Below are 14,484 nucleotides of genomic sequence, written 5' to 3' on the forward strand. Positions count from 1 at the left end.
TTGGTGGTGGGCTACCCGATTGACCGGGAAAACCGCGGACCCAAGGACGGCCTGGCCAGGCTGGAAGGATTCCGGACCGACCGGGGCAGCGCGCGCACCCTCGTCTGGCTCCCGTCTCTGTTAGGCTCGCAGGCGCAGAAGGACCTCGGCCAACTGGTGCGGCTGGACCACATTCTTTCTCAGAACCGTTTTGCGGATTACGTGCGCGACCTTTCCCAGGTCGACCGGGAGTCGGCGCGCTCCATTCTGACCAACCAGCGCGACGCCCTGGGACAGCGCCTGATCACTTACCTTAACGTCGCCTACGGTCTTCAAAATGATCCCGGCGGCGTGCTGGACGGCATGCAATCGATCGGCGGTGAAGAACATTTTCAGTCGCTTAGCCCGGGCCTGGAGCTGAACGTGCCCGGTGAGACGCACCTCTCTCGCGCATTGGTTGACCTGCTGCATCAGGCCTTGGCGAGCCAGTACCCGGGGCACCCGGAGTTTGACAAGGAGCTGAAGATTACCAAGGGAGCCGTGCAGAAAGTCCTGGAGGTTGTCACCGGCACCCTGCGCACCAAGGAGCGGCGACTCCGCGTGGAGAAGGCGGATCGCGCCCTCGTGAGGCAGATCGCCAATCCCCTGAAACTCGGGGAGATGGGCGAAGACCATTTTGTGATGGGGGAACGGTGGAAAGACCACTTCCAGCGAGCCGCCGCGAAAGGTGAAGGCCTCGACAGGATCCGGGTGCAGGACCTGCGCCGCTGGATGGATGAATCGGAGCCGATGGGCTTGCCCCCGTTGTTGCAGGACCTGGTGATCCTTTCCTTTGCACAGCAGACCAACCGCTCGTTCACCCTTCACGGCGGCCCGTTCACCCCGGAACCAGGCGGCAAGTGGCCCGATGAATGCGCCCTCACTCAGCAGGCGTTGCCGGCGGAACCGGATTGGGAGCGGGCGGTCGAGATCGTGCACACCGCCCTGGGTGTCGCCGGGCTACCCTCCTTCATGAGCGGCCAGAACGTGGCGCGCTTCAGCGAAACGGTTAAGGCTGAGGTTGAACGGCTCAAGCTTCAGGAAACGGCTCCGAAACTTAAGGCGGCCCTGGAACAGCGGGCTGCCGACTTCGGGTGCACCGGCCAGGCCTTCGAGCGGCTGGTGACGGCACAGGAAGGAGTCAAACTGGCGTTGTCGATCCGAGACCGGAGTGACGCCGCGTTGATCGAAGCGATCGCTCGCCTCGACTTGCAGGCGGCCCTCGCCGCGATCGGCACCAGCCTGAAGAAAGCCGGCAACGTCGCAGATAAGGTCAAGGGCGCTGACCTGACCGCCGTAAACTCCGTGTCGAGGCTCGAGGGCAAGGCCGGGGAAGAAGGACGGCGGTTACGCGATGACCTTTTCGAAGCGTTCCGGCACAACGAATACGCCGTGCCTTTCGGTTCTGCCTTCGACACGATTAACCGCGAGGCCATCAGGCTGCTGAGCTCGTTGGTGCAGAAAGAGCCGAAGAGGAATGAAGATGGTCCCGGGCCGGGCGTCACCGAGCCCGTGCCGCAAGTGACGGAAAAGCGGGCCGGCCTCATCTCCCGGTGGGGCCGGAGCCAGGTCGAGGGAGACGACGTGCCCGGGTGGGTTCCCATCGGCGTGAGAGAGAAGCTGCTCGCGGTCGTCCAGGTTCGGGACGTTCATGCCGGTGGAAAATTGGGCCCGGTAGTCGTAACCCAAAACCTGGCCGCGCTGCTGGCTGGGGCCGGCGATGCCGAGATAGATTCCGGCACCGGACAATTTCGGATTCCCGGTTACGGAATCGACTGCCGGCTGAGCACCGATCCGGGCCGGGAAAACTAAAGGCTGACCGCAAACCACATGGCCGTTCTGACCGACAAGCAACTCGCCGCTCAAATCCGCAACTGGCGCAAAAAGAACCTCGACGGTGCCCCTTTCGGCATCCGGACCGACCAGGAATTCCGCGGCAACCGGCGGCTCGAGGTGGATGGCCGGGCCTATGAAGTGGCGGAATGCCGCTCCGACCTCGAAGCCCGGGAACTGCTGGCCCGCCGGTCCGGCGATGATGGCTTGGTGCTGCTGTTCCGGGTCGGCCACGAGCATCTCGGCGAAGACCTGCTCGCCAGGTTGACCAAAGAGCGGCTGTTGTCGGTGGATACCCGCCAAAGCTTGCGCGAACTTTTCCAGGCCGCCTCGATCGACCCTCGCATCCTGGCCAATCCCAAACTGGTCGAGGCCTTGGTGGCGGCTGCCGCGGGACGGGGCGGGGTCACCTCCCCGGCCGGCATTCTGGACATGGACCTGGCGTGGAGCGTCCTGTTGGGAAACCCTGAGCTCGTTCATCGCCGGCCGGACCTCACGACCTTGCTGCGCTGGTCCCTCGATGAAGCCCAATGGCTTGAGGTGCGCGGCTTGGAACCGGAGCTCCGTAAAGCGTTTTTCGCCTGGGTGGCGGAGCGGGCCGGTGAAGCAACGCATTTCATCGACGCCGCGGAATCCGGCGGCCACGCGGAAACGCTGGTGCCCATCGGCCTTGCCCTGGGAGTCCTTTTCCAGGATGGCGGCCGCCACGAAGAGGCCCGGCTGGAGGGACGCGTCCGCATCGAAGATTACCTCGGAAAACAGAAAATCGGTGCGGGCCCCGCGATGGCCTGGCACTTGGCCGCGGCGGCGATCGTCAAAGAATTCAACGAATTATCGTCGTTCCAACGGGCCGACCTGGCCCGGCGGCTCGACCAGCTGCTCAAGGCGCTGAAGGTCGAATCGTTGGCCATTGATTCCGATTTCTCCGCCTTGGGCTTTGCGGAGCGGACCAAGGCATTCGCGGAGACGCTCCAGCGCTACGGCCGGCGCAAGGCCGGGCAAGCCGGCGCCGCACTCGGGGCCTGCTACCAGGCGCTCCAAAACCATGCGCTGTCAGCGGATCCTAACCATAAGAAACGTCTCCCGCGGGCCGAGATGGCGGGCCGTTTGGCCCTCTGGCTCAAACAACACGACCGCGAACCGAACGTCCCCCGCTCGTTGGAGGACGCGATGGACGGTTACCTGCGCGAGCTGTCGTTCGTGGACCGGGCGCGCTTCGCGCTGTTCGGAGGCGACGCTGCAGATCACGAGCTGTCTCAGGTCTATCACAACATCGCCAAACAGGCGGCAACGATCCGCCGGGAACAGCAGCGGCACTTCGGAACCCTTCTCGCCGCCTGGAACGAGGAGGGCGGTGGCGCCGGCGCCGAAAACCTTCTCACGGTGGAGCGCGTGGTGGAGCAGGTCGTGGCGCCCCTGGCCAAAGAGCGCCCCGTGCTGCTCCTCGTCCTGGACGGTATGAGCGGGCCGGTTTTTTGCGAGATGCTCGAAGACTTCGCCCGGCGCGGGTGGCTGCCGGCCGCCAGCGGCAGTGAACAGGAACCGTTGGCGAGGCCCGTACTGGCTGCGTTGCCCTCGGTCACGAACATTTCCCGGCAAGCCCTGTTTTCGGGCAAGCTGGATGGCTCGGATAAACGGGGCGAGCAGGTCGCTTTTCGCGAGCACCCGGCGCTGGCCGGCCCGGCCGGCAAAGGCAAGCCCCAATTATTCTTGAAGGCGGATCTCGCCGGCCCGGGAGAATCGTTTTTGGCCGAGCCGGTGCGCAAGGCCATTGCTTCCCCCTCACAACGGGTCGTTGGGGTGTTGTTGAACGTGGTCGACGACCAGTTGAGCGCGGGAGATCAACTGGAAGTCGAGTGGCGCATTGATAAGATCCGGTTCTTAGGGCCGGCGCTGGAAGCGGCGACGCAGGCCGGCCGTGCGATCGTGCTGACGAGCGATCACGGCCATATCCCGGACCTTAACCAAACGGTGAAGACGACAGAATCCTCCGGCGGGGGCGACCGGTACCGGGATGGCGGCGACAGACCGGCCGGTCCGGGAGAACTGTTCATTCAAGGCGAACGCATCAAGGCGGCCACGGGCGAAGAGGCTCTAATTGCGGCCTGTGAGGAGACTGTCCGTTACGCAAGCAAGAAAGGGGGTTACCACGGGGGCGCTTCCGACCTCGAGATGGTGATTCCTCTGGCGGTGCTGGAGGCCCGAACCGACGCCCTGGATGGGTGGCTGCCTCCCGAGCCTTTTGCGCCTGTGTGGTGGCGATGGAGGGAGTACCTCGGCGAGAGCACCGGTCCGTTGCCGAAAACGTCGTCACGGCGCACGAAACCGAAGCCCGCCCGGCAGGAGGCCCAACTGGCCGACCTGCCGCTGTTTGGCGGTGCCGCCCCAGGGCCTGGAAGCGAATCCGGTGTGCCTGCGCCGTGGTTGAAGCGCCTCCTGGATTCGCCGGTCTTCAAGCAACAGGCGCAATCGATGGGTAAACTCACCCCCAAGGAGGACCAGGTAGTGTCCTTCCTGACCGTAATGGAAAAACACGGCAACGCCGTGTTATTCACTACCTTGGCGGCCGATCTACGATTGCCGCCGTTCCGGTTGCCCGGACTGCTCTCGTTACTCGGGCGCCTGTTCAACGTGGACGGTTACCCCGTCCTTGAGGAGGACCGTGCTTCTCAAACCGTCCGGGTCGATCGCAAGCTGCTGGCCAGACAGTTCGAGCTTCCGGATTAACGTCACACGGCGAGGGGGCGGGCACGGCGACGGAGGTTCACACGGCGAACACGGAGCGCCACAGCGACCACGGCGAGAAGGGAAAAGGAATCCGCAGAACACGCAGAAGAACGCAGAAAAGAAAAAACATCCACAGATTACACAGATTGACACAGATTAAAGGGACGGCCTTTGGCGGGCACAACACTGAGTTCACCCGGCGACCACGGCGGAGGTATAGGTTATTTGGCTTCTATTTATTTACCCGGCACTCGACACCCGATACCCGGCACCCGACACCTCCCCCATTTGTGGCATTTTTCCGCTTGTGGCATTTGTGTCATTCTCTGCCGCTCCGAACTCCGAACCCCGAACTCCAAACCCCGAACTCCAAACTCCGAACCCTTTCCCCCTCTTCCCGCCGTGGTCGCCGTGTTCCGCCGTGTTCGCCGTGTGAACTCTTACGTTGTGCCCGCCAAACCCGCCGTGCCCGCCGTGTGATCGACACCATGAACGCCCCTCCCCTATCCGCCCGCAAACGCACGGAGCTGCTTGAAGCCTTGCGGCGCGGCACGGTACCCAGCAAAGGGCTTGGCGAACTGGCTGTGGGCCTCGAGCGTTTTGTCCCTACGGTGGACGAGTTGCTCGATCACGTCGCAACCGGCGGCACCGCCTTCAAGGCCGTCCGAGGCGATTACGGTTGCGGTAAGACCTTTTTTTCGCGCTGGCTGCAGGAGCGGGCTAAAGCTCGGGGTTTCGCGTGCTCCGAAGTGCAGATTTCCGAAACCGAAACGCCGCTTCACCGGCTCGAGACTGTTTACCGCCGCATGATGGAACGTTTAAGCGTGCCGGGAACCGATCTCGGCGCATTTCGCCAAGTGATTGATGGCTGGTTTTTCACGTTGGAAGAAGAATTGATCGCCGCCCATTCGGGTGAGGAACTGAACCAGTCGGAACTGCTGTCGAAGACCTCCGAGCTAATGGAGAAACGGCTCGGCGAGGTGGCCAGGGTGCGGCCACAGTTCGCCAGCGTGCTCCGGGCGTACCGGAAGGCGCTGGTGGATGGTGACCTTCCCACGGCCGAGGGCTTGCTGTCGTGGCTGTCGGGGCAGCCGAACGTCTCAGGCAGCATCAAGGGCAAGGCCAACGTCAGGGGCGAAGTGGATCATTTTGCGGCCCTGGGTTTCCTGCAGGGATTTCTGCGGGTCCTGAAAGATTCGGCTTACCCGGGCCTGATCCTGGTTCTCGACGAAATTGAAACGCTCCAGCGGGTGCGTTCCGACGTGCGTGAAAAAGCCCTCAACGCGCTCAGGCAGCTCATCGACGAGGTGGACAGCGGCCGGTTCCCGGGTCTGTTCCTTCTTATCACGGGAACCCCGTCCTTCTTCGACGGCCCGCAAGGCGCCAAAAAACTACCCCCGCTGGCGCAACGGTTGCACACGGACTTCGATCCCGAAGGCAGGTTTGATAACCCCCGGGCCCCTCAGATCAGACTCCTGCCCTTTAACAATCAATCTCTTCTGGAGGTGGGCAGAAAGGTCCGGGACATCTTTGCGGCCGGCAGCCCCCGGCAGGCGCGCGTTCTTACCATCGTTGATGACGGCTTGATCGCTACCCTCGCGGGCGGGATCTGCGGGGGACTGGGAGGCAAGGTCGGGCTCGCCCCGCGTTTGTTTCTCAAGAAACTGGTGGCCGATGTCCTGGATCGTGTGGAGCAGTTTGAGGATTTTGACCCGAGGCAACACTACAAACCGGTCATTGACGGCTTGGAACTGAACGACGCGGAACGGGCGGCCCTCGGCGCGGCTTCCGTTGATGACATCCCGCTGCGATGGTGAACCCACCCCCCTCGGAGCGTTTTCACCCGCTGCTGCGGCATCATTTGGTCAATACCCTGGGCTGGCGAGCCCTGCGCCCCTTGCAGGAGCGAGCGGCCGAACCGATCCTGGGAGGCGCCCACCTCCTGGTGCTCGCCCCGACCGCAGGCGGCAAGACGGAGGCTGCGGTGCTGCCGGTGCTGTCGCGCCTTCTTACGGAAGGCTGGGCGGGCACGTCCATCCTGTACCTCTGCCCGCTCAAAGCCTTGCTGAACAACCTGCACCCGAGGCTGGGAGTCTACTTCGGGATGGTGGGTCACCGGGTTTGCCTGTGGCACGGTGACACTGCGCCGGGCGAACGGCGCCGGATCGAATCCGAGCCCCCCGCCTGCCTGATGACCACGCCTGAGTCCCTGGAGGTGATGCTCATCTCGTCGCGGCAGGGGCCAAGGACGTTGCTCAAGGACGTTCGAGTCGTGATCGTGGACGAGATTCACGCGTTTGCCGGCGACGACCGGGGCATTCACCTGCGGGCAGTTGTGGAACGCATCTCCGCCCTCGCCGGCAGGGAACTCCAGCGGATCGGCCTCTCGGCGACCGTGGGTAATCCCGAGGGACTGCTCGACTGGCTGGCCGGACATTGTGCCGGCCGTAAAGGGGTGGTAGCAGAGTCCGGAGGAACCGCGCAAGCGGACGTTTTGCTGGACTACACCGGCAACCTGGAAAACGCCGCCCTGGTGATCTCCAGGCTGCACCGCGGCCGGAAGCGGCTGGTGTTCTGCGACAGCCGGCGGCGCGTCGAGGAACTGGCCGTTCACCTCAAGGCGCAGGGGGTCAGCGCGTTTGTCTCCCACAGTTCGCTCAGCCTGGAGCGGCGCCGGGAAGCGGAACGGGCCTTTGCCGAAGGCGAGAATTGCGTCATCGTCGCCACAAGCACGCTGGAACTCGGGATTGACGTCGGTGATCTCGACCGGGTGATCCAGATCGATGCACCCGCGACCGTCGCCTCGTTCCTTCAGCGGCTCGGGCGAACCGGGCGGCGCGAGGGCACGGTGCGAAACTGCCTTTTCCTGGCCACGAATCCCGCGGCCCTGCTGCACGCCGCAGCCCTGATTTCGCTTTGGGAGGAGGGTTTCGTCGAGCCGATTTATTCGCCGCGCGAGCCTTTCCACCTTTTTGCCCAGCAACTTCTCGCCCTTTCGCTCCAGCATCGCGGCCTTGCGCGTGACGGCTGGCAACCCGGCATCGGACGCCTGCCGGTTTTTCGAGAAATGGGAAACGAGGAACGCGAGGCGATTCTGGGCCACCTTATCAGGACGGGGATCCTCGGCTTTGACGGGGTCTGGCTTGCAATGGGCGAGGAAGGCGAAAAGCGCTTCGGCCGGCGGCATTTTCTGGAACTGATGTCGGTGTTTACTTCCTCGCCTGACTTTGAGGTCCTGCATGGCAACCACCCGATCGGGACCCTGGACTGGCTGGCGCTCGCTTCCAACGACGGCAGCCGGAGGCATCCCGTGATTCTCGCCGGGCGGAGCTGGGACCTGCTGGAAATCGACTGGAAAAAGCGGCGCGTCTTTGTGACACCAAGCGAAGGGCGCGGCAAAGTCCGATGGCGTGGCGTCCGGCGCGGTCTTACCTTCGTTATCGCCCAGCGCATACGCCAACTGGTGTTGGCATCCGGCGAATCAACCCGCTGGTCCGCGCGGGCCAAAACGGAAATGGCCAACCAAAAGGAGCAGTTCCATCAAGTCGCCGGCGAAGCCGGTCGAATTTACCATGACGCTGCCGAAAGCCGGATCCGGTGGAGCACCTTTGCCGGAAACGCGCTGAACGAGATTCTGGGCAGCGTGTTGGAAAGGGAACTAAAACAGGAGTTGGCCTGGGATGACTTCGAGATCTCGTTTCCCGCCAGTACCGACGTGACTGCCATTCGGACTACGGTCGAAGAGCTTCTCGGCGCTCCGAATCTCATCGAGCGACTACCCGGGTCGCAGGAGCTTCTCGATCAACTCAAGTTTTCCGCGTGCCTGCCTCCGGCACTCGCCAAACGGGCCGTTTATGGCCGGGCTGAGCTGAGGGGCTTGGCCCAGGCGTTTGGAATTCCTCACGATTGTGCCGAAGAAATCAGGGCTCAGTCCAAGACCGATTCGTAATTCGCAAGTTCTTCCCGCTTTTTCCGAGCAAGTGCGCAGGATTGTGTCCTGCTTCGGAGTTGCTGATTCGTTGCGGGGGGGAGGTCATGGATTTTCTCTTTTCGGGGAGAACGCGGAACTGGCGTCCGGTCCATTCACGGGTGCGTCCATGGTCAGAACGATTTTGGCGGCCCTGGCCTTGCCGTCGACCAGCTCAGCAAACGCGGACGGGCCATCGCTCAGCGGGCGTTCTTCCAGCCAGTCGGAGCTCGGCCGCACGACGCCACGCACCAGCAAACCGATCGCCTGGGTAAAGTCGGTCTCTGTGTAGGCAAAGCTGCCGGTAATGGCGATCTCCTGACGGATGAGGTAGTTGGCAGGCAGCACCGATTCCTCGTCGTGCAGGCCGATCAGCACGACGCGCCCGCCCGGCAGCACTGAGCGAATCGCTTGCGCGCGCACGGGCGTGGCGCCCACCGCATCAATCACGCAATCGACGCCACCGGGGTAGCGCTCCTGGACGAAAGCCGCGACGTCCTGCTCGCGCGCGTTGATCGCGTCACGCGCGCCCCAGCGCAGCGCAACCTTCAACCGCTGCGGCGCCACATCACTGATAATGATCTGCTCGACGCCCCGGGCGCGAGCGACGGCGAGGGTGCATAGCCCGATCGGGCCGGCGCCAAGGATCAGCAGGCGCTGGTGCGGCTGTACGCCGGCCAGGGCGACGGCGCGGACCGAGCACGCGAGTGGCTCCGCCAGCGACCCTGCCACCAGGGACAGGCGCTCGGGCAAGGGGTAACACTGGCGTGCCGGCACGGCAACGTACTGTGCAAATGCACCGGGACGATGCGCGCCGACCAGTCGGCGCTGGCGGCAGAGGTTTGAGCGGCCCGCCAGGCACCGATCGCAGGCGCCACAGACGATCAGCGGGTTGAACGTCACCCGGGCGCCGGCCGCGGCCAGGTCACCGGTCGCAAAGGTTTCCCCTGCCGCCTGCACAACCCGTCCGGCGCCTTCGTGTCCCATGATCAGCGGCGGTACTCGCAGGCTGTTATGGCCCAGGAAGCCGCTCAGTTCCGAGCCGCAGATGCCGACGGCTCCGACCGAGATCAGCACCTCACCCGGTGCCGGCGCCGGCATCGGTTCGGCCCGCTCCATCATGCGGCGCGGCCCTATCCACACCAGCGCTTGCATGGTCTCATTCTTCATAGCTTCTCCTCAGGCGCTCGCTCTCTCGTTCATCCTGCCGGCACGACCGGGCGCTAATACCGGCGAACCCAAAACCGTTTTCGCCCATCCCCTTCAAATGTGGGCTGCATTTCGATGAGCTCTGCGTGATCCGAAACCGGCAAGAGCCCAAACTGCGTCGCTGCGGTGAGACCCCGGCCGAGTTCGTCGCCGAGCCTCTTTTGATCGTCCGTCGTGAGGATCTCTCGAAGCATGGTTTGCCAGGACTGCCAGTCTCGCGGGGTCGCTTGATCAAACTCCGGGTATCGCCCTTCAGGAACGCCCAGGATGAAATCGCCGGAGGATTGACTCTGGCCTGCAGACACGACCTCCAAAACCTCAAATCGCCGGTAAGTGAAACCTCCTTTCGCGATCATGGCGGTTCACCTCGATGCCAGGAGAGGGTGCCGGCCGGCCGAGCGCTCTGCACAAGCTGGGGTTTCCTTGCGCGAATACCCGTCATCACCTTTCCAGAATGGTTTGGTCATCTGCCCGGCCCCTTTTTTCTTAAGGAATTGCGGTTGGGACCATTCGTCAATCCGGACTCGGAGACGCGGTCTCGGCCTCATACGGCTCGTCAACCAATAAGGCGCTCGCCCGGCATGCAGCCACGGCAAGTGCATCGCAACGGTTATTTTCGGCCGTGGCCGCATGACCTTTCACCCACCGGTGGCATGTCTCGTGTCGAGCCAGAAGACGGTCAAGTTCCTCCCAGAGATCCCGGTTACGGACGGGTTGTTTTGTCACCGTCCTCCAACCGTTTCTTTTCCATTTAGCCATCCATCCTTGCGTAAGGGCATCCAGCAAATATCTGGAATCGGAAATGATCTCCACCTGACACGGCTCTCTCAGGGCTTGCAGAGCCTTTGTTAAGGCAGTCAGCTCCATTCGGTTGTTGGTTGTGCAGCGGTATCCGGCGCTTAGCTCTTTGCGAGCGTTTCCATAAATGAGCACCACGCCATATCCACCGGGCCCTGGGTTGCCCTGGCACGCACCATCCGTGTATATGGTTACTCGTTTCACGCCGCTTCATTTGACATTCCCCCGCGCTCGAAGGCGAGGGATTCTCGCTCCTGTGCCTCATTCATGGTCATAGCACCCGGAGTGCGCCATCCGCTCCCGGAAAAGCGGGAGAGACGAGTTCAGCCTGACATCCTGCCGGTCGTTAAGTCCGCCCCCCCGAGCTGATGGACCGGGACATTCCGGGGCGTGCCGTGTTCTACCATCTACCATTCAGACAGTAATGTCGCCAGGATGTCGGCGCCGGATGATGCCCCGTAGCTAGTTGAATCGGTCTTAGGCCCAACGGGCCGGGAGACGGTTTGATGGCCTGAAGGGCCAAAGGAACATAGCCCAGGGTTTACCCTGGGTAACCGTCAAATCACGATCGAGCCCTCCTAAGGCGTCACGTCCGTACGCCCACCTTGACAAACGCCCGCCCCGCCGGGTTGGATTTGCTGAAGGGGCGGCAGAACCCGTCGGCAACGCTTTCTACCGCCCCTTCAGGGCCGGATCAGAGGGGAACCGCCTTCCCAGGGTGAAACCCTGGGCTAAGTTCCTTTGGCCCTTCAGGCCATCAAACCGTCTGCCGACCCGTCGGGCCTAGACCATTCATACGGTCTAATAGGGCACTGGCTGCGGATTACTTAGAGCTGGAGCGCCTGTGCGAGGCTCCATTACCTAAGGATTATCCGCCCCTTTACCGCCTGGAGGGTTCGTACAATCCTCCCCAGGAACTGGGTGAGGAGGTGGCCGGCGCTGAACGAAGAAACTCCGCACCGATCGGGTGACGGCCCGCGTGCGCATGGAAGAACTGGACGACTTGATTCGCGAGAACACGGGGTCGGACTCTAACCTTTTGGGCGAGGATTTGGTGCTCCCCAACCCGCGTTGAGGTGTGGACCGCCGATGGGCAAGGACCTTCTCCTTCAGGATGCGCGTGACGACTTGGGAGGAGGCTCAGCCTTTTCAGCGCGATCCAACATCGAATCCGCCTGACCGCGTCCCAGCGGACCGCACGCGAACCGGGCGGCAGATCTGAGCGCCGCACGGGCAGGCTCGGACTGTGGCCTTTGGACGGTTACACCGCCCATTGCTTCGGAATCGCCAATGTAAAAAACCGACTGAAACATTCCCGGGCCCACATTATAGACGATCATAAGAAATACAGAAAAAACATGAGCGAGTTCATTTACCGTAAAGCCCACCTTCTCGCACCTGATACGCGTGCCCTGCTCGGAAGCGTCCTCGTCGCCATTCCGAAGACGGCCGTTGAGGAACTCAGGACCAGGCCCGACCGTAAGCACGCCGAGGAGGACGCCCTCTTCCGTGAATTGATCGATGATGCGGATCTTGAAATCATCAACCAGCTGGTCATTTCTCCCTTCGGCCGACATTTAACGGAGTTTGAGGCGTTTCCGATGTCTGAGACCGGCGATCTTCCGAATCCGCAGGCGACCTCTCCCGACGGGAAAAGGTTCTGGCGGTTATCCCGGTAAATCCGTCTGGGTGGGTGGCGGGTACCGGAACTCTGAAGAGCGCCACCCGCAGCCCGGGATCTCACGCCTCCCCGGCGCCGACGCCGGGCCAGCCGTGCGCCGCCGACGAAGAAGAAGGTGGCGCAGGTGATGCCGGCAGGTCGAGCGTTCGCGGAATGCGGCCGAGCCCGTGCTCAGGCTCCCTGACCAGAAACGTGGTGATGCCCAGCGCGGCGGCCCCTTTCTCGTCGAGGTCCGGGTCATCGCCGACGTGCAGCATCCGGGCGGCCGGCACGCCGAAGCGGGCCAGTGCCGCCTGGAAGATCAGGGGCGACGGCTTGTTGGCGCCGACCTCGCTTGAGACGATCACGTGTTCAAAGTACGGTGCGAGTTCCAGCGTGCGCAGCACCGCGTGCAAGCGGCCGTCAAAATTGGAGAGCACACCCAGGCGCAATCCGGCGCCGTGAAGCACCTGCAACGTGTCGTTCGCACCCGCTCGGGCACGCCAGATTCCCGGCTGCTCAAAACGGCGGTAAACGCGCTCAAAATAGGTGTCGAACTCCGGCAGAGAATACCCCGCAACGGCGAGGGTGCGCACCACCAACCGGCGCCACCACAGCCGGTCGTCATCCGGGCGAGGACCCGCCAGATCGGCAGGCGGCGGCGTTTCCTTCCAGGCACGGCGAAATGCCTGCTGGACCCGGCCGGCGTCCCAGTCCTGGCCGAATTCGCCGGCCACCTCGCTGTAGATGGTTCCCGGGGGACGGGTCAGTTCGATGAGGGTTCCCACCGCGTCGAAGGTGACAACTGAAAACTGCATTGGTTCAGACCGCCGGAGCCGGCGTCCGCAGCCGCATGACCGGAGGGAATAACCGGTCATCAGTCCTCGCCGGCTGGCTTGACGCTCCTTCCATTCAGTTTTAAGTTGAGCGACTCGACCGAGTCTGGCCAGATTGCTTCGGGTTGTACAGAAGTAATTGGGTTTGATCGGTCCCTTATTGTTTATGAACAGCGATCTTCTGGCGGTGTTGGACTACATGGAACGGGAGAAAGGTATCAAGCGCGAAGTGTTGCTTGAGGCGTTGTCTCGTGCCTTGCTCACAGCCGCAAAGAAGAGCGTCGGTCCGGCACGTGATCTGAGGATCACCATCAACCCACGGTCGGGCGAGATTACGGCTCTGGCAAATCTAATCGTGGTGAACGAAGTCAAAAGTGTCCACGATGAGATTGGCCTGGCGCGCGCCCGGAAGGTCAAACCGAACGCACAGATCGGCGATGAGATCGAGGTGGAAGTCACGCCGGAAGGCTTTGGCCGCATTGCCGCCCAGACGGCCCGGCAGGCGATTCTGCAGAGCATCCGCCAGGCTGAGCGCGAGTTGATTTACGAGGAATTCAAGGATCGGGCCGGCGAAATCGTCAGCGGCACCGTGCGGCGTTTCGAACGTTCCGACGTCATCGTTGACCTGGGTAAATTTGAGGCGATCATGCCCGCCCGCGAACGGGTTGCCACCGAGGATTACAGCATCGGGGACCGTATTCGCGCGTACGTGGTGGCCGTGGAATTCTCCAATCGCGGCCCTGAAATCATCATTTCGCGCAGCCACCCCAATTTTGTGCGCCGCCTTTTTGAGGTGGAGGTCAGCGAGATCGCCGACCGGACCGTGGAGATCAAAGCGATCGCGCGCGAAGCGGGTTACCGTACGAAGATCGCGGTATGGTCATCGGACGAGAAAGTGGATCCAGTGGGGGCCTGCGTCGGTATGCGCGGCTCGCGGGTCAAGAACATCGTCCGCGAATTGAACCAGGAAAAGGTCGACATCATCCGCTGGGGCGCCGACCCGCGCGAATTCGTGATGGAGGCGCTGAAGCCGGCAAAAATCAAATCGATCACGGTCGACGATCAGCGGCACGCCATCCAGGTGACGGTTGACGAAGATCAACTCTCGCTGGCGATCGGGCGGCGCGGCCAGAATGCGCGTTTGACGTCGCGACTGACCGGCTGGGAAATCAACATTTCCAAAGACGAATCGGCCAGCCACGCGTTTGAACTTAAGATCAACCAGGCGATTACGACGCTTGCTAAAGCCCTCGAAGTGGACGAAGAAACTGCCCGCGCCCTTGCCCGGGCCGGGGTGAATAGCATCGAAGGCGTGCTCGAGGTGGACCCCGAAGACATCGCCGGCATCCTGAGTGTCGACCTCGACCGCGCGCGTCATATCCACCAGGCTGCGCGCAAAGAACACGACCGAAATATGGCGTCCATCTAAACGAGAT

10 protein-coding genes are annotated in these 14,484 nt (G+C 62.7%); 6 read left to right on the plus strand and 4 right to left on the minus strand.

What is annotated here, in order from left to right; all coding sequences use genetic code 11:
• From JO015_01570 to JO015_01585, 4 genes are all read left to right on the plus strand, one after another.
• Positions 1-1,830: hypothetical protein (locus JO015_01570; GenBank protein MBV9997779.1), on the plus strand; the 1,830-nt coding region annotated here is incomplete at its 5' end.
• 18 nt (positions 1,831-1,848) lie between these two features.
• A complete protein-coding gene (gene pglZ / locus JO015_01575; protein MBV9997780.1) occupies positions 1,849-4,578 on the plus strand; it encodes a BREX-2 system phosphatase PglZ in 2,730 nt (909 codons plus the stop codon).
• A 488-nt stretch (positions 4,579-5,066) separates the two neighbouring features.
• Positions 5,067-6,395, plus strand: a complete 1,329-nt coding sequence (gene brxD / locus JO015_01580) for a BREX system ATP-binding protein BrxD (GenBank protein MBV9997781.1) — start codon at positions 5,067-5,069, stop codon at positions 6,393-6,395.
• Positions 6,389-8,527 (plus strand): DEAD/DEAH box helicase, encoded by a 2,139-nt coding sequence (locus tag JO015_01585; GenBank protein ID MBV9997782.1) that lies wholly within the window; start codon positions 6,389-6,391, stop codon positions 8,525-8,527. The genes brxD and JO015_01585 overlap by 7 nt, the downstream gene beginning before the upstream one ends.
• A gap of 84 nt (positions 8,528-8,611) precedes the next feature.
• Here JO015_01585 and JO015_01590 read toward each other — a convergent pair whose 3' ends face one another.
• The 3 genes from JO015_01590 to rnhA all read right to left on the minus strand — a co-directional run bounded on the left by JO015_01590 (position 8,612) and on the right by rnhA (position 10,756).
• The gene (locus JO015_01590; GenBank protein ID MBV9997783.1) at positions 8,612-9,715 is read right to left on the minus strand and encodes a galactitol-1-phosphate 5-dehydrogenase; all 1,104 of its coding nucleotides are present in this window, start codon (positions 9,713-9,715) and stop codon (positions 8,612-8,614) included.
• 53 nt (positions 9,716-9,768) lie between these two features.
• Positions 9,769-10,110 (minus strand): hypothetical protein, encoded by a 342-nt coding sequence (locus tag JO015_01595; protein ID MBV9997784.1) that lies wholly within the window; start codon positions 10,108-10,110, stop codon positions 9,769-9,771.
• A gap of 157 nt (positions 10,111-10,267) precedes the next feature.
• Positions 10,268-10,756 (minus strand): ribonuclease HI, encoded by a 489-nt coding sequence (gene rnhA / locus JO015_01600; protein ID MBV9997785.1) that lies wholly within the window; start codon positions 10,754-10,756, stop codon positions 10,268-10,270.
• 1,154 nt (positions 10,757-11,910) lie between these two features.
• Between rnhA and JO015_01605 the strand changes: the two genes are divergently transcribed.
• Positions 11,911-12,231, plus strand: a complete 321-nt coding sequence (locus JO015_01605) for a hypothetical protein (protein MBV9997786.1) — start codon at positions 11,911-11,913, stop codon at positions 12,229-12,231.
• Positions 12,232-12,292: 61 nt separating this feature from the next.
• Here the strand turns inward: JO015_01605 and JO015_01610 are convergent, their stop codons facing one another.
• Positions 12,293-13,030: an HAD-IA family hydrolase gene (locus tag JO015_01610; GenBank protein ID MBV9997787.1), complete on the minus strand. Its 738-nt coding sequence runs from the start codon at positions 13,028-13,030 to the stop codon at positions 12,293-12,295.
• Positions 13,031-13,214: 184 nt separating this feature from the next.
• On the opposite strand from JO015_01610, the gene nusA reads away from it, so the two are divergent.
• The gene (gene nusA, locus JO015_01615; GenBank protein MBV9997788.1) at positions 13,215-14,477 is read left to right on the plus strand and encodes a transcription termination/antitermination protein NusA; all 1,263 of its coding nucleotides are present in this window, start codon (positions 13,215-13,217) and stop codon (positions 14,475-14,477) included.
• Positions 14,478-14,484: the final 7 nt, after the last annotated feature.

The organism is Verrucomicrobiota bacterium, from assembly GCA_019247695.1.
Classification (GTDB): Bacteria; Verrucomicrobiota; Verrucomicrobiia; order Chthoniobacterales; family JAFAMB01; genus JAFBAP01.

Coding starts and splice junctions, on each gene's coding strand:
- pglZ (MBV9997780.1), top strand. CDS start 1,849: ATGGCCGTTCTGACCGACAAGCAACTCGCCGCTCAAATCCGCAACTGG.
- brxD (MBV9997781.1), top strand. CDS start 5,067: ATGAACGCCCCTCCCCTATCCGCCCGCAAACGCACGGAGCTGCTTGAA.
- JO015_01585 (MBV9997782.1), top strand. CDS start 6,389: ATGGTGAACCCACCCCCCTCGGAGCGTTTTCACCCGCTGCTGCGGCAT.
- JO015_01590 (MBV9997783.1), bottom strand. CDS start 9,715: ATGAAGAATGAGACCATGCAAGCGCTGGTGTGGATAGGGCCGCGCCGC.
- JO015_01595 (MBV9997784.1), bottom strand. CDS start 10,110: ATGATCGCGAAAGGAGGTTTCACTTACCGGCGATTTGAGGTTTTGGAG.
- JO015_01605 (MBV9997786.1), top strand. CDS start 11,911: ATGAGCGAGTTCATTTACCGTAAAGCCCACCTTCTCGCACCTGATACG.
- JO015_01610 (MBV9997787.1), bottom strand. CDS start 13,030: ATGCAGTTTTCAGTTGTCACCTTCGACGCGGTGGGAACCCTCATCGAA.
- nusA (MBV9997788.1), top strand. CDS start 13,215: ATGAACAGCGATCTTCTGGCGGTGTTGGACTACATGGAACGGGAGAAA.